Consider the following 18,215-nt stretch of genomic DNA (forward strand, 5'->3'; position numbering starts at 1 on the left):
TGGGTCAGATCACCCGACCCGACCCACCGCCCGGAGGTCAGTATGAGTGTCTTTCGCACGAAGTCGATCGAGCAGTCCCTGGCCGCCGCCGACGAAGTCGACCACCAGCTGAAACGGCGCCTGTCGGCGCTCGACCTGGTCGTCTTCGGCATCGGTGTCATCATCGGCGCCGGTATCTTCACCGTCACCGGGCGCGCCGCCCAGCAGTATGCCGGCCCCGCAGTCGTCTACTCCTTCATCCTCGGAGCCGTGGTGTGTGGCCTGGCGGCCATCTGTTACGCGGAGTTCGCCTCGACCGTGCCCGTCTCCGGATCGGCGTACACGTTCAGCTATGCCACGCTCGGCGAGATCATCGCGTGGGCCATCGGGTGGGATCTGCTTCTCGAGCTCATGCTCGGCGCAAGCGTCGTCGCACAGGGCTGGTCGACCTACTTCGTCACCCTGCTCGACCAGCTCGGCATCACCTGGCCCGCTGCCTTGGGCCCGGCGGAGGGCTGGCACTTCGACGTCCCCGCCTTCATCCTCGTCGCCGCGCTGACCCTGCTCGTCGCCAAGGGGATCAAGGAGTCGATGCGGGTCAACCTCGTGCTCGTCGGCGTCAAGCTCTTCATCGTCTTCTTCGTCATCATCGCCGGCATCGGATTCATCAACCGCGACAACTGGACGCCCTTCATCCCGCCGTCGGCTCCGGGAGCCAAGGGCTCCGAGGGCATCCACGCCCCGGTCATCCAGCTCATCACCGGCATGACACCCGCCACCTTCGGCATCCTCGGCATCATGTCGGCCGCAGCGCTCGTCTTCTTCGCCTACATCGGCTTCGACGTCGTCGCGACGACCGCCGAGGAGGCCAAGAACCCGCAGCGAGACCTGCCGCGAGGCATCATCGGCTCGCTCGTCATCTGCACGATCCTCTACGTCGCGGTGGCCCTCGTCATCACCGGGATGCAGCCGTACAACGAGATCGACCCCAAGGCCGCCCTGGCCAACGCCTTCGTCGCCGTCGGCAAGGACGGCTACGCGACCCTCATCTCCGCGGGCGCGGTGGCGGGCCTGACGACCGTCGTCATGACGCTCATCATCGGCGCCACCCGGGTCACCTTCGCCATGAGCCGCGACCGGCTGCTTCCCCCCAGCCTGGGAGTCACCAACCCCCGCACCGGCACGCCCGTCAAGCTGACCCTGATGATCGGTGGGGCCGTCGCCGTCGCTGCGAGCATCACGCCGATCGGCACGCTCGAGGAGATGGTCAACATCGGGACGCTGTCGGCGTTCATCCTCGTGTCGCTCGCCGTGCCGATCCTGCGCAAGCGTCGCCCCGACCTCAAGCGGGCGTTCAAGGTGCCGGGCAACCCGTGGATCCCGTGGCTCTCGGCGGCGTTCTGCTTCTACCTGATCCTCAACCTCAGCCTCGAGACGTGGCTCCGGTTCCTCGTGTGGATGGCCATCGGCTTCGTCATCTACTTCCTCTACTCGAGGCACCACAGCAAGCTGGAGACGACACAGGACGAGAGCGTCTCCGAGCCGCCGGAGATGATCAAGGAGCACTGACCTTCGACCGCAGCGCACACCGTCAGCCCGCCCGTGACCGCACGGACGGGCTGACGTGCACCACGCATACGGAAGTGAGCACTCGACCCAGCCCCCACCATCGAGTGCCCAGTTCCCGACACCCCGGCACCGTCCGAAGGTGAGCACTCGACCCCTGCTCCGCTGGGCGGAGCAGGGGGTGAGCGGGTCAGAGGGCCTTGATGATGTCCTCGACGCGTTCCTTGGCATCACCGAAGAGCATGGCGCTGTTGTCGCGGAAGAAGAGCGGGTTCTGCACCCCCGCATAGCCGGCAGCCATCGAGCGCTTGAAGACGACGACCTCCCTCGCCTTCCAGACCTCGAGCACCGGCATGCCCGCGATCGGTGAGGTGGGGTCCTCGGCCGCTGCGGGGTTGACGGTGTCGTTGGCGCCGATGACGAGCACGACGTCGGTGTCGGGCAGGTCGGGGTTGATCTCGTCCATCTCGAGCACGATGTCGTAGGGCACCCGCGCCTCGGCGAGCAGCACGTTCATGTGCCCCGGCAGGCGACCGGCGACGGGGTGGATGCCGAAGCGCACGTCGACGCCCCGCTCCCGCAGCTTGGCCGTGAGCTCGGCGACGGGGTACTGCGCCTGCGCGACAGCCATGCCGTAGCCCGGCGTGATGACGACCGACGACGAGTGGGTCAACAGGTCTGCGACGTCCTCGGCGTTGGTCTCGCGGTGCTCGCCGTAGTCGACGTCGGCGTTGGACACCGCGCCGTCCGAGCCGAAACCGCCGGCGATGACCGAGACGAACGAGCGGTTCATCGCCTTGCACATGATGTAGGACAGGTAGGCACCGGAGGAGCCGACGAGCGCGCCGGTGACGATGAGCAGGTCGTTGCCGAGCATGAAGCCGGCCGCGGCCGCCGCCCACCCGGAGTAGCTGTTGAGCATCGAGACGACGACGGGCATGTCGCCGCCGCCGATCGAGGCCACGAGGTGCCAGCCGAAGGCCAACGCGATGACGAGCATGACGAGCAGCGGCACGATCGAGTGCGACGCGACGAACCAGACGAGCAGCACGGCAGACGCGACGAGCGCCGCGAGGTTGAGCCAGTGCCGCGCCGGCAGCATGAGCGGCTTGCTCGAGATCCGCGCCGACAGCTTGAGGAAGGCGACGATGGAGCCGGTGAAGGTCACCGCACCGATGAACACCCCGAGGAAGATCTCGACGAGGTGCACCGCGTCGCCGCCGCCCACGTCGGCGAGGTAGGTGTTGACGCCGACGAGCACCGCCGCCGCACCGACGAACGAGTGCAGCATCGCGATGAGCTCGGGCATGCCGGTCATCTCGACCCGGCGCGCGCGCCAGATGCCGATGCTCGCGCCGATCGCCATGGCGACGATGATCGCGACCCAGTTGAACCAGGCGGCGTCGCGCAGGGCCAGCCAGAGCGTCGCGACGAGGGCGATCGCCATGCCGATCATGCCGAGGACGTTGCCGTCGCGGGCCGTCTCGTGCTTCGAGAGCCCCGCGAGCGAGAGGATGAAGAGCAGGGCCGCAACGATGTAGGCGGCCTGGATGAGAGCGCTGCTGACGTCGGTCACAGGTCAGCCCTTCCGGAACATCGTGAGCATGCGGCGGGTCACCGTGAACCCTCCGAAGATGTTGATGCTCGCGATGAGCGTGGCGATGAAGGCGAGGACGAGGATCACGGTGGAGGTGGCCCCACCCGAGGTGGACGTCGTGCCCAGCTGCAGCAGGGCCCCGACGACGATGATGCCGCTGATCGCGTTGGTCACCGACATCAGCGGGGTGTGCAGGGCGTGGTGGACGTTGCCGATGACGTAGTAGCCGATGACGACCGCGAGGGCGAAGACCGTGAAGTGTCCGAGGAAGCTCGCCGGCGACACGGCGGCGATGAGCGCGAAGACCACCGCACCGACCGCCATGCCGACATACCTGCGTCTCGGATCCTTCGGCGTCTCAGGCGCTTTGGCCACCGCGGCAGCTGTGGTCGGCGCGGCCACCGGCGCCGCCGAGACCTGAATCGCGGGCGGCGGCCACAGCAGCTCGCCGTCACGCGCCACGGTCATGTTGCGCTGCACGACGTCGTCGAAGTCGAGCACGAGCTGCCCGTCCTTGCCGGGCGTCAGCAGCTTCATGAGGTTGACGAGGTTCGTGCCGTAGAGCTGCGACGCCTGCGTGGGCAGCCGAGCAGCAAGGTCGGTGTAGCCGATGATCCGCACGCCGTTCGCGCTGAGGACCATCTCGTCGGCCACGGACCCCTCGACGTTGCCGCCGTTGGAGGCGGCCATGTCGACGATGACCGAGCCCGGCTTCATCGCCGCGACCATCTCGGCCGTGATGAGGCGTGGCGCCGGTCGCCCGGGGATGAGGGCCGTCGTCACGACGATGTCGGAGTCAGGGACCTGGGCGGCATACAGCTCCGCGGCGCGGCGGTTGTACTCCTCCCCCATCTCCTTGGCGTAGCCGTCGGACGACGCGGTGGCCGCGTCGACCTCGGGCATCTGCACGGCGAGGAACTCGGCGCCCATCGACTCGACCTGCTCTGCCACCTCTGCCCGGGCGTCGGTCGCCCGCACGATGGCACCGAGCGAGCGCGCCGTGCCGATCGCGGCCAGACCCGCCACGCCGGCTCCGGCGACGAGCACCTTGGCCGGCGGCACCTTGCCTGCGGCGGTGACCTGGCCGGTGAAGAACGACCCGAACTCGTGCGCCGCCTCGACGACGGCCCGGTAGCCCGCGATGTTGGCCATCGACGAGAGCACGTCGAGCGACTGGGCGCGGCTGATGCGCGGCACGGCATCCATCGCCATGGCCGTCACGCCGGCGGCGCGCAGCTTCTCGACGAGCTCGGGGCTGAGGGCCGGCGCCAGGAGCGAGACGAGCACCGTGCCGGCGCGCAGCCGCCCGATCTCCTCGTCGCTCGGCGCGTTGACCTTGTGGACGATGTCCGCGCCCCACGCCTCCTCCGCGCCGGCGACGCGAGCCCCCGCGGCGGCATACGCCTCGTCGTCGAAGCTCGCGAGCGCACCCGCGCCGCTCTCGATGACGACGTCGTACCCGAGCCCGACGAGCTGGCCGACGGTCTTGGGGGTCGCCGCGACCCGCGTCTCACGGGGACGACTCTCTCGTGGGACACCGATGAGCACGGTGACTCCTTCGCACTGAGGGGCAGGGACTGGTTCCCGAACCTAGAGCACGACCGGCCGGTAGGGGGCGCGCAGATGCCCAAATCACACGTATGCCGGTCGGTTGGCTCCCGCTGTCTCTGATGCTGGGCACGGGCGGGTCGCCCGGAGGCCGCACCTCACCGGGCGCGACCGGGCGCGGCCGGCCTCAACGAGTGGCGCCGGCCTCGTCGAGCAGGGCATCGGCGTGCACGACGTCGGCGACGAGGGCGTTGACGAGCCCGCCCCGCAGGGCCGCTCCGACCGCCGCGGCCTTGGGCCGACCCGAGACGATGCCGATGACCTCGGGGATGGCACGCAGCTCGTCGGCGCCGATGGTGATGATGCGTCCACTCAGGGGCGCCTCGATGAGCTCACCGCGCGCGTTGAAGAAGCGGCCCCCGATCTCACCCACGACTCCAGCGGCCAGGCACTCCTCGCGGTCGGCGGGCGAGACCGCGTCGTAGATCGTCGAGAGGCCCGGGGCCCAGGCGCCGACGCCCATCACCGCCGTGGTGACGCGGGCAGCCTGCGCCAGGCCGCGAGCCACGGGACCGTCGCGGCGGATGGTGCTCGCGGCGACGTCGCTGTCGAGCAGCAGGGGCGCGTGGAAGATCGACGACGCCCCGCCGGTCACCTGCGCGGCCCGGCGCACGATGTCGACGGCGCTGCTGTTGACCCCCGGCACCTCCATCGCGCCGGAGAGCTGCACGACGTCGACGGGCGGCAGGTGGCGCAACGACTGCGTCATGAGGTCGATCGAGCGCGCCCACGGCAGGCCGAGCACGTCGCCCTCGACGAGGATCTCGCTGAGCAGTCGCGAGGTCGCCTCGCCCAGGTGCTCGCTCAGCGTGTGGAAGTCGAGTCCCGTGCCGTCGACGACGATGGCGTGGCGCAGCCCGAAGGTCTCCTGCAGGCGAGCCGAGCGGTCGAGGTCGATGTCGCCCTCCGCGACGATCTCGATGCGCACCATGCCGCGCTCGCGGGCGAAGTCGAGCAGCCGGGCGACCTTGAAGCGGCTGATCCCGAGCTCCTCGGCGATCTCGATCTTCGACCGACCGGCGAGGTAGTGGCGACGCGCGACGGCAGCAGCCATCACGAGCTCGGCCGGTCCCCGTCGCTCCATCCCCGTCTCCCTCACGCCCACAGTGTGCTGCCTCCGTGTCGCCGCCGTGGCAAGACTCCCGATCTCGGACGACCTGTTGACACACGTGACGCGAGTCACTTTACTCATATGTGCACTGCAATGCTCAAATGAGCAGCACTCAAGGAGGAGCCATCGTGCGACCGATCCGACACGGCACTCGCAGGCGGCCCACGGCCGTCGCCGCGGCAGCACTCAGCACCGGGCTCGTCGCGAGCCTCTCCGCCTGCGCCGGCTGGGGCGCGGTCGGCCAGGGCGGCAGCGACGACGCCATCAACGTCCTCATGGTCAACAACCCCCAGATGGTCGACCTCCAGCAGCTGACGGCCGACAACTTCACCGCGAAGACCGGCATCAAGGTCAACTTCACGGTCCTGCCCGAGAACGACGTGCGCGACAAGATCAGCCAGGAGTTCACGAGCCAGGCAGGTCAGTACGACGTCGCGAGCCTCAGCAACTTCGAGATCCCGATCTATGCCAAGGCGAAGTGGATCAGCCCCCTCGACGACTTCATCGCCAAGGACACCGCCTTCGACCAGGCCGACATCCTGAAGCCCATGCAGGTCTCGCTCTCGTCCGAGGGCAAGGTCTACGGCGAGCCGTTCTACGGCGAGTCCTCGTTCCTCATGTACCGCAAGGACGTCCTCGCCGCCAAGGGCCTGACGATGCCCGCCAACCCGACGTGGCAGCAGGTCGCCGACATCGCCGCCAAGGTCGACGGCGCCGAGCCCGGCATGGCCGGCATCTGCCTGCGCGGCCAGCCCGGCTGGGGCCAGCTCTTCGCACCGTTGACCACGGTGGTCAACACCTTCGGCGGCACCTGGTTCGAGAAGGACTGGACGCCCAAGGTCAACGCCGCCGAGTTCAAGGAGGCGACCAACTTCTACGTCGACCTCGTGCGTCAGCACGGCGAGAACGGCGCTCCGCAGGCCGGCTTCACCGAGTGCCTCAACAACCTCTCCCAGGGGTCTGTCGCCATGTGGTACGACGCGACCTCGGCCGCGGGCTCCCTCGAGGCGAAGGACTCACCGGTCCGCGGCAAGATCGGCTATGCCGCGGCACCCGTCGTCAAGACAGCGAGCTCCGGCTGGCTCTACGCCTGGTCGTGGAGCATCCAGGCGGCGAGCACGAAGCAGGAGAACGCCTGGAAGTTCATCTCCTGGGCCTCGGGCAAGGACTACGAGCAGCTCGTCGGCGAGAAGCTCGGCTGGTCACGCGTGCCTGCCGGCAAGCGCGCCTCCACCTATGACAACCCCGACTACCTCGAGGAGGCCGGCGCCTTCGCCGCTCCGACGAAGGCAGCCATCGAGTCCGCCGACCCGGCCAACCCCGGCGTGCAGCCACGGCCCGCGCTCGGCATCCAGTTCGTCGACATCCCCGAGTTCCCCGATCTCGGCACCCAGGTCAGCCAGGACGTCAGCGCCGCCATCGCCGGCAAGACGACGGTCGACGAAGCCCTCGACAAGGGCCAGAAGCTCGCCGCCGACGTCGCCGAGCGCTACCAGTCACGGGAGGAACAGTGAGCACCGCAACCACGACCACCGAGGTCTCGTCAGCGCCTGCCCCCGAGCAGCAGCGCTCGACGCAGCTGGCGAAGGCTGGTGACTGGGCCCGGCGCGCGCCGCTGCTGCCCGCTCTCATCTTCGTCATCATCATGACGCAGCTGCCCTTCCTCGGGACGCTCGTCATCTCGTTCATGAACTGGAACGCCTACTACCCCGAGGAGCGCGGCTTCGCCGGCCTCGACAACTTCAAGCGCGTCTTCACCGACGAGAACGCGCGCCAGGCCGTCGTCGTCACCGTGCTCCTGACGGTCGGCGTGGTCGGCATCAGCCTCCTGCTGGGCCTCGGCATCGCCATCCTGCTCGACCGCAAGTTCCGCGGCCGCGGTGTCGTGCGCACCCTGATGATCATGCCGTTCCTCATCGTGCCGGTGGCCGCGGCACTGCTCTGGAAGCACGCGCTCTACAACCCGGAGTACGGCCTCTTCAACGGTCTGCTGAAGTGGGTCTTCGGTCCCGATGCACCCCAGCCTGACTGGATCACGAACAACCCCCTGTGGTCGATCATCGCCGCCCTCGTCTGGCAGTGGACCCCGTTCATGATGCTCATCCTGCTGGCCGGGCTGCAGAGCCGACCCCTCGACGTCGTCGAGGCCGCCCGCATCGACGGTGCCGGCAGCTGGCAGATCTTCAAGAGCATGACCCTGCCGCACCTGCGCCAGTACATCGAGCTCTCGGGACTGCTCGGAGCGATCTACGTCGTGCAGAACTTCGACCACGTCTTCACGATCACCTCGGGCGGGCTCGGCACGGCCAACCTGCCCTATTACATCTACCAGACCTTCTACACCGCCCAGGACTACGGGCGCGCCTCTGCCGCAGGCGTCGTCGTCGTGATCGCCACGATCGCCATCGCGACGTTCGCTCTGCGCACCGTGTTCAGCCTGTTCAAGGAGGAGTCCCGATGAGCACCGCATCGTCTGCAAAGGCCACCCCGGACCGCCCGGCCGCACCCGTCTCGTCCGCAAGGCCGACCGCGATGGACCCGTCGGAGATCCGTCACCGCAAGCCGCCCAAGAAGGCCGCCCTGCTGGGGGTGCTGGCCTGGATCGTCGGCCTGCTCTTCGCGCTGCCGGTCTTCTGGATGGTGCTGACCTCGTTCCACAAGGAGACCGACGCGGCGAAGAACCCTCCCGACGTCTTCGCCCCGCTCAGCCTCGAGGGCTACCAGTCGTTCTTCGCGGCCGGGCCGTGGCCGTCACTGCTCAACTCGCTGACGGCGAGCATCATCTCGACGATCCTCGTGATCCTGCTGGCCTTCCCGGCGGCCTACGCCCTGTCGATCCGGCCGGTGCGCAAGTGGACCGACGTGCTGTTCTTCTTCCTCAGCACGAAGATGCTGCCGATCGTCGCGGGCATCCTGCCGCTCTACCTCTTCGCGCAGAAGGTCCACCTGCTCGACAACATCTGGTGGCTCATCGTGCTCTACACGGCGATGAACCTGCCCATCGCGATCTGGATGCTGCGCTCCTTCCTCGCGGAGGTGCCGGCCGAGATGCTCGAGGCCGCGCAGGTCGACGGCGCCGGGCTCGTGCGGACCCTGCGCGAGGTCATCGCCCCCGTCGTCATGCCGGGCATCGCCTCGGCAGCGCTGATCTGCTTCATCTTCAGCTGGAACGAGCTGCTGCTGGCGCGGGTGCTCACCGGCACGGTGGCGGGCACGGCCCCGGTCTTCCTCACCGGCTTCGTGACGAGCCAGGGGCTCTTCCTCGCGAAGGTCTGCGCGGCCTCGCTCATCGTCTCGCTCCCGGTCCTCGCGGCCGGCTTCGCCGCCCAGGACAAGCTCGTCCAGGGCCTGTCGATGGGTGCGGTGCGATGACGCGGGCCTCCACGACGACCCCCCTCTCAGCCGAGACGTATGCCGCCCTGCCGCCGGAGGTGGGCCGGCCGGCATACGACCGCGGTGCGGTCACGGCAGCGATCGTGCACTTCGGTGTCGGCGGCTTCCACCGCGCCCACGAGGCGATGTATCTCGACCGGCTGATGAACGACGGCGAGGCCCTCGACTGGGGCATCTGCGGCGTGGGGGCCCTCCCCCACGATCGCCGGATCATCGACACGCTCCGCGCCCAGGACGGCCTCTACACGCTCGTCGTCAAGCACCCGGACGGCCACCGCGAGCCCCGCGTCATCGGCAGCATCGTCGAGACGATGTTCGCCCCCGACGACCCGCAGGCCGTCGTCGACCGGCTGGCCGACCCGCGCACGAGGATCGTCTCGCTGACGATCACCGAGGGCGGCTACCTCGTCAACCAGGTGACCGGTGAGTTCGACGACAGCGACCCGGCGATCCGGGCCGACCTGCAGGAGGGCGCCCTGCCGAGCACGGTCTTCGGCTACGTCGTCGCCGGGCTCGCGGCTCGGCGCGCCGCGGGCGCGACACCGTTCACCGTCATGTCGTGCGACAACCTGCCCGGCAACGGTGACGTCGCACGGCGGATGATGACGGCCTTCGCGCGGCTCAAGGACCCCGCCCTCGCGGACTGGATGGACGAGCACGTCGCCTTCCCCAACGCCATGGTCGACCGCATCACCCCGGTCACGGCGACGGAGGACGTCGAGCGGCTCGCCGCCGACGTCGGGGTCGTCGACGGCTGGCCTGTCGTCTGCGAGCCGTTCACGCAGTGGGTCCTCGAGGACCACTTCACCGACGGCCGGCCGCCCCTGGAGGACGCGGGGGTGCAGCTCGTCGACGACGTCGTGCCCTACGAGCTGATGAAGCTGCGGCTGCTCAACGCGAGCCACCAGGCGCTGTGCTACCTCGGTTACCTCTCCGGCTACCGCTACGCGCACGAGGTCTGCCAGGATCCGCTCTTCGTCGACTTCCTGCTCGGCTACATGGAGCACGAGGGCAGCCCGACGCTGCCCGAGGTGCCGGGCGTCGACCTCGACGCCTACCGGCACCAGCTCATCGAGCGCTTCGCCAACCCGGAGGTGCGTGACACCCTCGCCCGTCTCTGCGCCGAGAGCTCTGACCGCATCCCCAAGTGGCTCGTGCCCGTCATCCGGCGCAACCTCGAGACCGGTGGCGAGATCGACCGCTCGGCCCTCGTCGTCGCATCGTGGGCCCGCTACGCCGAGGGGGTCGACGAGCAGGGCGACCCCATCGAGATCGTCGACCGGGTCAAGGACCGCGTCACCGCGGCCGCGGCACGCCAGCGCGAGGGCGATCACCTCGCCTTCCTCCGCGACCGCGACCTCTTCGGCGACCTCGTCGACGACGCGCGCTTCACGACGGCGTATGCCGCCGCGCTGGCCAGCCTGCACGAGCGCGGCGCCCGCGCGACGCTCGAGACGTATGCCGCTCGCGGCACCGACGAGTGAAAGGAGCCCCATGCGCGTCGCAGTGCTGAACCGGCCGGGTGAGGTCGAGATCATCGAACGGCCTTCACCCGAGCCGGGGCCGGGCGAGGTGCGGGTGCGGGTCGCCGCCGTCGGGGTGTGTGGGTCCGACACCCACTACTTCGACCACGGCCGCATCGGCAGCTTCGTCGTCGAGGCGCCCCTCGTGCTCGGCCACGAGGCGAGCGGCGTCATCGACGCCGTGGGGGCCGGGGTGGACGCCGCTCGCGTCGGTCAGCGGGTCTCGATCGAGCCCGGTGTGCCCTGCCGGTCGTGCGAGCAGTGCCTCGCCGGGCGCTACAACCTCTGCGCGAGGATGCGCTTCCACGCCACGCCCCCGATCGACGGCTCGCTCGCCGAGCTCGTCGTGGTCCACGAGGCGTTCGCCCACCCGGTGCCCGACACGGTCTCGGACGAGGCGGCCGCCCTGCTCGAGCCGCTGTCGGTCGGCATCTGGTCCGCGCGCAAGGCCGCGGTCGGCGTCGGCAGCCACGTGCTCGTCACGGGTGCGGGCACGATCGGGCTCGTGGCCGTGCAGGTCGCCCTCGCCGCGGGCGCGGTCGAGATCACGGTCGTCGACGTCAACGACGACCGGCTGGCGGTGGCGGCCGAGCTCGGCGCGACGCGCACCGTCAACCCGACCGTCGACGACCTCTCGGCAGCTTTCGGCGAGGGTGCGCCCGAGGCCCTCATCGAGTGCACCGGCCACCCCGGCGTCACCCACCAGGCGGTCCGGGCCCTCGCGCCGGCCGGCCGGGCCGTGCTCGTGGGGATGGGGGGAGACGAGGTCACGCTGCCGCTCTCTACGATCCAGGAGCGCGAGCTCGTCGTGACGGGAACGTTCCGCTACGCCAACACCTGGCCGACGGCGATCGGTCTCGCGGCAGCCGGCAGGGTGCACCTCGACCGCCTGGTGTCCTCAAGGCATACGCTCGACCAGACGGCCGAGGCCCTCGTGGCCGGACGCGCCGACCCGAGGGCGATCAAGGCCGTCATCCTGCCGCAGCGGTGACGCCGCGGCCACTGACCCCCGGCACCGCCGCCGATGCACCACTGGAGGACCACTGATGAGCGACCGCACCCTCGTCGCAGGAGTCGACAGCTCGACCCAGTCGACCAAGATCGTCGTGTGCGACGCCGCCACGGGTGAGGTCGTGCGCACCACGCGCGCCCCGCACCCCGACGGCACGGAGGTCGACCCGCAGCGCTGGTGGGAGGCCTACGAGCAGGCGAGCGGCGACGGCGTCCTCGACGGGGTCTCGGCCATCGCCGTCGGCGGCCAGCAGCACGGCATGGTCACGCTCGACGAGCACGACGGCGTCGTGCGCGACGCCCTGCTCTGGAACGACACGCGCAGCGCCGGCGCGGCCGCCGATCTCACCGCCGAGCTCGGCGGCACCGCGGCGTGGGTCGACGCCGTCGGCCTCGTGCTGGTCCCGAGCTTCACCGTGACCAAGCTGCGCTGGTTCGCGCAGCACGAGCCGGAGCTCGCGGCCCGCGCAGCCCGCGTCGTGCTCCCCCACGACTGGCTGACCGGCCGGATCCTCAAGCAGGGCAATGGGTTCGAGCGCTGGACGACCGACCGGGGCGATGCGTCGGGCACCGGCTACTGGTCGGCGGGCACCAACGACTACCGGCTCGACCTGCTCAAGACCGCCTTCGGCCGCGAGCTCGAGGTGCCCGAGGTGCTCGCGCCGTCGGCCGCGGCCGGGCGCACCGACAGTGGCATGCTCGTCGCGGCCGGCACCGGCGACAACATGGGCGCGGCCCTCGGCCTGACCCTGAGCCCGGGCGACGTCGTCGTCTCGCTCGGCACGAGCGGCACGGTCTTCACGCCGCACGACTCGGCGATCCGCGACGAGACCGGCGCCATCGCGGGCTTCGCCGACGCGACCGGCCGGCACCTGCCGCTCATGTGCACCCTCAACGCCGCCCGCGTGCTCGGTGCGGCGGCGACGATGATCGGCGTCGACCTCGCCGAGCTCGACCGCCTTGCTCTCGCAGCCGATCCCGGAGCGGGCGGCCTCACGCTGCTGCCCTACCTCGACGGCGAGCGCACGCCCGACCTGCCGGACGCGACGGGCACGCTGAGCGGCCTCACCCGATCGAACGCGACGCCCGAGAACCTCGCCCGAGCCGCCGTCGAGGGCATGCTGTGCAACCTCGTGAACGGCGTGGACGCCCTTCGCCGTCACGGGGTGGCGGTCGAGCGAGTGCTGCTCATCGGCGGCGCCGCTGCGTCTCAGGCCGTCCGCGAGATCGCGCCGGGGCTCTTCCGCGCCCCCGTCGTCGTGCCCGCTCCCGGCGAGTACGTCGGCATCGGCGCGGCGCGGCAGGCCGCATGGGCCCTGTCAGGTGAGGCGGCGCCGCCGACCTGGCAGCTCGAGGTCGACTCGGAGTATGCCGTCCGGTCGGGCCAGGAGACCGCCGCGGCCGAGGTCGTGGCTCGCTACCAGGCGCTCGTCGCGTCGACGCACGGCGTCTGAGCCGTCAGAGGAGCTGCCAGCGTCACCCCCACTCACCAGCCGAAGCACACCGGACATGTCGCGAGCCCGTCCCCGCACTGGTGCAGGGACGGGCTCGCGGCGACGCTCAGAGCGGGGCTGTCAGGCGAGGGCCTTCGCCTTGAGGGCGGCGAACTCCTCGGCGGTGATGGCACCCGAGTCGAGCAGCTCCTTGGCCTTGGCGATCTGCTCCGGGCCCGAGGTGCCGGAGCCCGCGACCGAGCGGACGTAGTCGTCCTGCGCCCTGCGAGCCGACTCCATGGCGGCAGCCGAGCGCTCGGACATACCGCGACCGCGGGCGATGAGGTAGATCAGCAGGGTGAGGAACGGCAGGAAGATCAGCGCGATGATCCACACCGCCTTGATCCAGCCCGACACGGAGTCGTCACGGAAGAGGTCGCCGATGACCTGGAAGATGACCATGAGGTAGGCCATGAAGGCAAAGAAGATGAAGATGAACCACACGATTTCCCAGAACGACACGGGACAGCAACCTTTCTCGGAGGACACGCGCAACCCCGTCGCAGGGGCCCGCTGACTCCAGTGTCGCCATCGGTCAACCCCTACCGCATCATCCGTAACGGGTGATGCGCCTCCCGCAGAGGTGGCCGGATGGCCTCAGCGGTACTCAGGGTTGTGCCACCCGAAGTGCTCCCCCGCGTTCCACTCGGAACGCTGGTTTCCTTGTGCAGGAATGCCGCCGGCGTCACGGAGCAGCCTCGCGAGGTGCATGAGGTTCCACGTCATGAAGGTCGTGTTGCGATTGGTGAAGTCGTTCTCGGGGCCCCCGCTGCCGGGGTCGAGGTAGGACGGCCCAGGACCGGCCTCGCCGATCCACCCCGCGTCCGCATTCGGTGGGATCGTGTAGCCGACGTGCTGGAGGCTGTAGAGGACGTTCTGCGCGCAGTGCTTGATGCCGTCCTCGTTGCCGGTGATGAGGCACCCGGCGACCCGGCCGTAGAAGAGGTACTGCCCCTTGTCGTTGAGCATCCCGCTGAGGGAGTAGATGCGCTCGATGAAGCGCTTCGTCACGCTCGAGTTGTCACCGAGCCAGATCGGGCCGGCGACCACGAGGATCTGGCTCTCGAGGATCCCGGGGTAGAGGTCGGGCCACGCGTCGACCTCCCACCCGTGCTCGCGCATGTCGGGGTAGACACCCGTGGCGACGTCGTGGTCGATGAGCCGGATGACGTCGACGTCGACGCCGTGCTCGCCCATGATCGCCGCGCTCGCGTCGACAAGGCCCTGGGTGTGGCTCACCTCAGGGCTCCTCTTCAGGGTGCAGTTGACGTAGGTGGCCCGCAGGCCGCTGAAGTCCCAGTCGCTCATGGGACGACTGTCCTCCGCCACCGCCCGCCACGACACAGGAATGCCGCAACATCGAGAGCGCAGGCACGGGGCCAGGTGGTCCAGACGGTCCTCCCGGCCCCGTGGGCTGCTCTGCGTGTCAGGCGGCCTCGCCGTGACGGCGCTGCCGACGCTCCTCGAGCGAGATCTCGCGGGCGCTGCGCTGCAGGCCTCGATGTCGCGACGGCCGCTGCTCGCGACCGTCCCGCCGCCGGTGTGCCAGCTCCAGCAGGTGGGCGTACATCTGGGTGTCGATCATGGTCTTTCCTCCTTTCCGTGTCCGGTGCCGTCGGGGCGCGGCGTCGGCCGCGTTCGACGGGCCGAGCCCGCCCGCGACCAGCCGCTGACGAACTCATGACGGGGCCGACGTCAGCCGACCTCGACCTCGATGTCGACGGGCACCCCGTTGGTGATGACGTCGAAGACGGCCGACCGCTGACGGGACTGCTCGACGATCTGCCGGAGCACCTCCTCGGGGGCGTCGCCCTTGATGACGAACGACACCGTCACCTGCTCGTAGCCGTTGCGGACGTCCTGGAGCCCGAGGATGCCGTTGAGGTCGATGTCTCCCGTGACGGTGGACCGGACCTCGGTGAGGGTCACCTTGCGGGCCGCCGCGATGTTGGCGATGCCTGCCGTGAGGCAGGCCGCCAGGGCGTGCAGGACGAACTCGACGGGCGTGGGGCCGTTGTCCCTGCCGACGAGCACCGCTGGGTGGTCGGCGTCGAAGACGAACTCCTTCTCGTGCGAACGCTCCTCGCCGACTCCGAAGAAGTCGTGGATCGTCGAGCGGCTGTGCGTGCCCTGCACCCACTGGTTGTGGGCCCGGAACTGGAACGTCGCCGCTGCCGGCATCTGCTTGACGGCGTCGAGGGTGGCGAAGAGCGTGGTCGTGTCGACGCCGTTGCGGTGCGACGTCGTGGGGTTCTCGCTCGTGATGGTCATGGTCGTGCCTTTCTGGTGGTGATGGGTGGGGTTGCCGGAGCTCGGCGGTGCCTCGCTGATCGAGGACAGATGGGTCACGCAGCGACCTCGGTCGCGCGTGGGAGGGGCCTGGCGGCCAGCTCGCCGGCCAGGGTGTCGATGGCGACGGCGAGCTGCTTCTGCAGCTGCAGGAAGCTGCCCTGCACGGGGTAGGTCGCCAGTGCCACGGTGATGTCGAAGACGTCCCTGGCCAGACGATTCCGCTCCTGCTCGTACCTTGCGAGGGCCGTTGCCTCGAGGGCGGGCTCGCACAGGGCCGCGTCGAGGGCCTCGGCCAGCAGCTCGGCGTCCCGGAAGGCGTCGCTGATGCCGTGGCCCGTCACGGCGTCGCGGTGGTAGCCCGCGTCACCGACGAGGGCCCAGCCGGGACCGGCCGCTTGGCGGAAGTGGTTGGGCATGCGGAGCATCCCGCGGACCGGCGAGGTCCTGGCAGCTCCCTCAAGCCTGGCCGCGAGCGTGGGGACGGTCGTCGCCACCAGGTGGCCGAAGGCGTCGTCCGGGCTGCGGTGCAACCGACGGGACGACCGAGCCACGTGCTCCGGGGTGCAGACCCAAATGCAGGCCTCGCCGCCATGGGTCGGGAAGACGCCGGCGAAGGCGTTGTCACCCAGGAAGTGCTCGATCGCCTCCCAGTCACCTGCGTAGTAGGCGTACTGCGCCGCACCGGAGCCGGGACGGACGACCGTGAAAGGCGCGCCCACCGAGCGGGCGATCCGCGAGCTCAGCCCGTCGGCGCCGACGACGTACCTGGCCCGCACCTCGATCGGCCCGTCGGCGTCCTCACCGACGACGCCCACCACGCGGCAGGTCCCGTCACGCCGGACACCGGTCACGCCGACTCCCGTGAGGAGCCGCGCCCCCTCGTGACGGGCCGCCCGCTGCAGCACGTCATCGAGGATGTGACGGCGCGGAGCGAGCAGGAAGTCGACGCCGTGGCGGTCCTTGATCTCGCGCTGGACGAAGCCGAGATCGCTGCTGAACTCGACGCGTCGGATCTGGGGCGCCCCGGTGGCGACGACGGCGTCGAGCACGCCCCAGCGATGCAGCGCCACGATGCCCGACCGGGCGATGACGTGGGTCGAGATCGTGTCGCTCGGAAAGTCGGCCCGGTCGAGGACGAGCACGTCATGGCCGGCCCGGGCGAGCAGCATGGCCGTGGCGGCGCCGGCGCAGCGCGCCCCGACGACGACGACGTCGGCGTCGAGGACGCGGGCTGAGCGGTGGGCTTCGGTGGAAGCGGTGGTCATGGTCTTTCTCCTCATCGGTTCTGCGATGAGGACCACGGTCCCTTCCCTCGAGCCGCCGCTCTAGGACAAAACGTGGACTTCCCGTGGACTCTCCGTGGACTCCCCCTCCGCGAGGAAGGCGTCGATCTCGCGCAGGGCGTGGGCCCACGCCGGCTCGTCGGCGCGCATCAGATGGTTCCGCGAGTCCAGTGGGACCAGACGGCTGCCACGGATGCGGGATGCGTAGGCAACGCTCTGCGAGAACGGGATTCGCGCGTCCTCACGCGCGTGGAGGATCAACGTGGGCAGTGTGAGCTGCGCTGCGACATCTCGGACGTCCAGGTCGAGCAGGACATCGAAGATCCGCACGGCGTTCTCCGCCGAGGTGGTCCGGCGCATGAGCTCGGCGAAGTCGCTCCACAGCTGCGGGGGGACGTCCGGCATGAAGGTCGAGGAGAAGAACAGGCGGAAGGAGTGGCTGTCGCGTCCCCAGCCCAAGCGGATCAGCTCCCGTTGCATCTCGTACTCTGCCCGCTCCTGCGGCGTCCGCACGTGCCTCCCGCCCGTCATGTACGCCCCCACGAGCACGAGCCGACTCACCCTCTCGGGATGCCGCTGCGCGTAGGCGACGGCAACGGCACCTCCCTGGGAGACGCCCAGGAGCGGGAAGCGCTCGAGCCCCAGCTCGTCGACGACGGTCTCCAGATCACGCACGAACGCCTCGAAGGAGATCTCCGCCGGATCGTGGTCGGAGAGCCCGCAGCCACGCTCGTCGTAGCGCACGAGCATCCTGTCTCGAGACAGGCCCTCCATCCAGTGTCGCCAGACGGGGCTCTCCCAGTCGTAGTCGAGACGGGTGATCCAGTGCGCAGCCCGCACGAGCGGGGGGCCCACTCCGGCTGTCGCATAGGCGACTCGGACGCCGTCAGCCGTGGTGCAGAAGCGGATCTGTTGCTCCAGCCGTCGGACGGCGGGCGCCGGTGAGCGCTGGGTGGACGCAGACCGGCCAGGCTCCACGGTCACGTCCGCCACCCAGCGGTAGCCGCGCCCGTGCACGGTCTTGATGTGCGACTGGTGGATGCCGTCATCACCCACGACCTGGCGTGCCACCTTGATCCGGCTGGTCAGCGTCGACTCGCTGACGAAGCGGTCACCCCAGATCGTGTCGAGCAGCTCGGTCTTCGGCACGACCCGCTCCCGGTTGAGCACGAGGTGGCTGATGACGTCGAAGACCTGCGGCTGGACGTGGAGCGCCTCTCCGCCGCGTTCGAGCAGGAACCGGTCGGTGTCGAGCACGAGGTCCCCGAAAGCGAACCGCACACGAGAGATTCTCGCAGGTCATCCAGGCCGTGCCCATTGACCAACCCCATTGACCAACCCCATTGACCAAACCCATGA

The 18,215-nt window shown here is 69.7% G+C and carries 16 protein-coding genes; 7 read left to right on the forward strand and 9 right to left on the reverse strand.

What is annotated here, in order from left to right; genetic code table 11:
- Window positions 1–42: 42 nt before the first annotated feature.
- The gene (locus FBY41_RS05050) at window positions 43–1,548 is read left to right on the forward strand and encodes an amino acid permease (protein ID WP_141842255.1); all 1,506 of its coding nucleotides are present in this window, start codon (window positions 43–45) and stop codon (window positions 1,546–1,548) included.
- Between the two features lie 187 nt (window positions 1,549–1,735).
- On the opposite strand, the gene pntB is transcribed toward FBY41_RS05050, so the two are convergent.
- The 3 genes from pntB to FBY41_RS05065 form a co-directional block, all read right to left on the reverse strand.
- Window positions 1,736–3,121, reverse strand: coding sequence for a Re/Si-specific NAD(P)(+) transhydrogenase subunit beta (gene pntB / locus FBY41_RS05055; RefSeq protein ID WP_141842256.1), 1,386 nt, complete (start codon window positions 3,119–3,121; stop codon window positions 1,736–1,738).
- A 3-nt stretch (window positions 3,122–3,124) separates the two neighbouring features.
- The gene (locus FBY41_RS05060) at window positions 3,125–4,690 is read right to left on the reverse strand and encodes a Re/Si-specific NAD(P)(+) transhydrogenase subunit alpha (protein ID WP_141842257.1); all 1,566 of its coding nucleotides are present in this window, start codon (window positions 4,688–4,690) and stop codon (window positions 3,125–3,127) included.
- Between the two features lie 187 nt (window positions 4,691–4,877).
- Entirely contained in the window at window positions 4,878–5,849 is a 972-nt protein-coding gene (locus tag FBY41_RS05065) for a sugar-binding transcriptional regulator (RefSeq protein WP_185748895.1), read from the reverse strand.
- Between the two features lie 113 nt (window positions 5,850–5,962).
- Here FBY41_RS05065 and FBY41_RS05070 point away from each other — a divergent pair, with 113 nt between their 5' ends.
- From FBY41_RS05070 to xylB, 6 genes are read left to right on the forward strand one after another with little or no spacing between them, the layout of a single operon-like run.
- Window positions 5,963–7,375 carry an ABC transporter substrate-binding protein gene (locus FBY41_RS05070; RefSeq protein WP_141842259.1) on the forward strand — a complete coding sequence of 471 codons (1,413 nt, stop codon included), beginning with the start codon at window positions 5,963–5,965 and terminating at the stop codon, window positions 7,373–7,375.
- The gene (locus FBY41_RS05075; protein ID WP_141842260.1) at window positions 7,372–8,322 is read left to right on the forward strand and encodes a carbohydrate ABC transporter permease; all 951 of its coding nucleotides are present in this window, start codon (window positions 7,372–7,374) and stop codon (window positions 8,320–8,322) included. The genes FBY41_RS05070 and FBY41_RS05075 overlap by 4 nt, the downstream gene beginning before the upstream one ends.
- Complete coding sequence (locus tag FBY41_RS05080) at window positions 8,319–9,233, forward strand: carbohydrate ABC transporter permease (protein WP_141842261.1); 915 nt, start codon at window positions 8,319–8,321, stop codon at window positions 9,231–9,233. Before FBY41_RS05075 ends, FBY41_RS05080 begins: the two co-directional genes overlap by 4 nt.
- Window positions 9,230–10,738: a mannitol dehydrogenase family protein gene (locus FBY41_RS05085; protein ID WP_141842262.1), complete on the forward strand. Its 1,509-nt coding sequence runs from the start codon at window positions 9,230–9,232 to the stop codon at window positions 10,736–10,738. The genes FBY41_RS05080 and FBY41_RS05085 overlap by 4 nt, the downstream gene beginning before the upstream one ends.
- Window positions 10,739–10,748: 10 nt before the next feature.
- Window positions 10,749–11,768: an NAD(P)-dependent alcohol dehydrogenase gene (locus FBY41_RS05090; RefSeq protein ID WP_141842263.1), complete on the forward strand. Its 1,020-nt coding sequence runs from the start codon at window positions 10,749–10,751 to the stop codon at window positions 11,766–11,768.
- A gap of 55 nt (window positions 11,769–11,823) precedes the next feature.
- Complete coding sequence (xylB, locus tag FBY41_RS05095) at window positions 11,824–13,242, forward strand: xylulokinase (RefSeq protein WP_141842264.1); 1,419 nt, start codon at window positions 11,824–11,826, stop codon at window positions 13,240–13,242.
- A 120-nt stretch (window positions 13,243–13,362) separates the two neighbouring features.
- Here the strand turns inward: xylB and FBY41_RS05100 are convergent, their stop codons facing one another.
- From FBY41_RS05100 to FBY41_RS05120, 6 genes are all read right to left on the reverse strand, one after another.
- Complete coding sequence (locus FBY41_RS05100) at window positions 13,363–13,743, reverse strand: SHOCT domain-containing protein (protein WP_260439565.1); 381 nt, start codon at window positions 13,741–13,743, stop codon at window positions 13,363–13,365.
- Window positions 13,744–13,878: 135 nt separating this feature from the next.
- Entirely contained in the window at window positions 13,879–14,589 is a 711-nt protein-coding gene (locus tag FBY41_RS05105) for a flavodoxin family protein (protein ID WP_141842265.1), read from the reverse strand.
- Window positions 14,590–14,707: 118 nt separating this feature from the next.
- Window positions 14,708–14,866, reverse strand: coding sequence for a hypothetical protein (locus tag FBY41_RS23300; protein ID WP_185748896.1), 159 nt, complete (start codon window positions 14,864–14,866; stop codon window positions 14,708–14,710).
- 110 nt (window positions 14,867–14,976) lie between these two features.
- A complete protein-coding gene (locus FBY41_RS05110) occupies window positions 14,977–15,552 on the reverse strand; it encodes an OsmC family protein (RefSeq protein ID WP_141843169.1) in 576 nt (191 codons plus the stop codon).
- A 74-nt stretch (window positions 15,553–15,626) separates the two neighbouring features.
- Complete coding sequence (locus FBY41_RS05115; protein ID WP_185748897.1) at window positions 15,627–16,838, reverse strand: NAD(P)/FAD-dependent oxidoreductase; 1,212 nt, start codon at window positions 16,836–16,838, stop codon at window positions 15,627–15,629.
- Window positions 16,839–16,898: 60 nt separating this feature from the next.
- Window positions 16,899–18,137, reverse strand: a complete 1,239-nt coding sequence (locus tag FBY41_RS05120; protein WP_141842267.1) for an alpha/beta fold hydrolase — start codon at window positions 18,135–18,137, stop codon at window positions 16,899–16,901.
- Window positions 18,138–18,215 lie beyond the last annotated feature (78 nt).

It is taken from the genome of Humibacillus xanthopallidus (genome assembly GCF_006716675.1).
In the GTDB taxonomy this organism is placed as follows: Bacteria; Actinomycetota; Actinomycetes; order Actinomycetales; family Dermatophilaceae; genus Humibacillus; species Humibacillus xanthopallidus_B.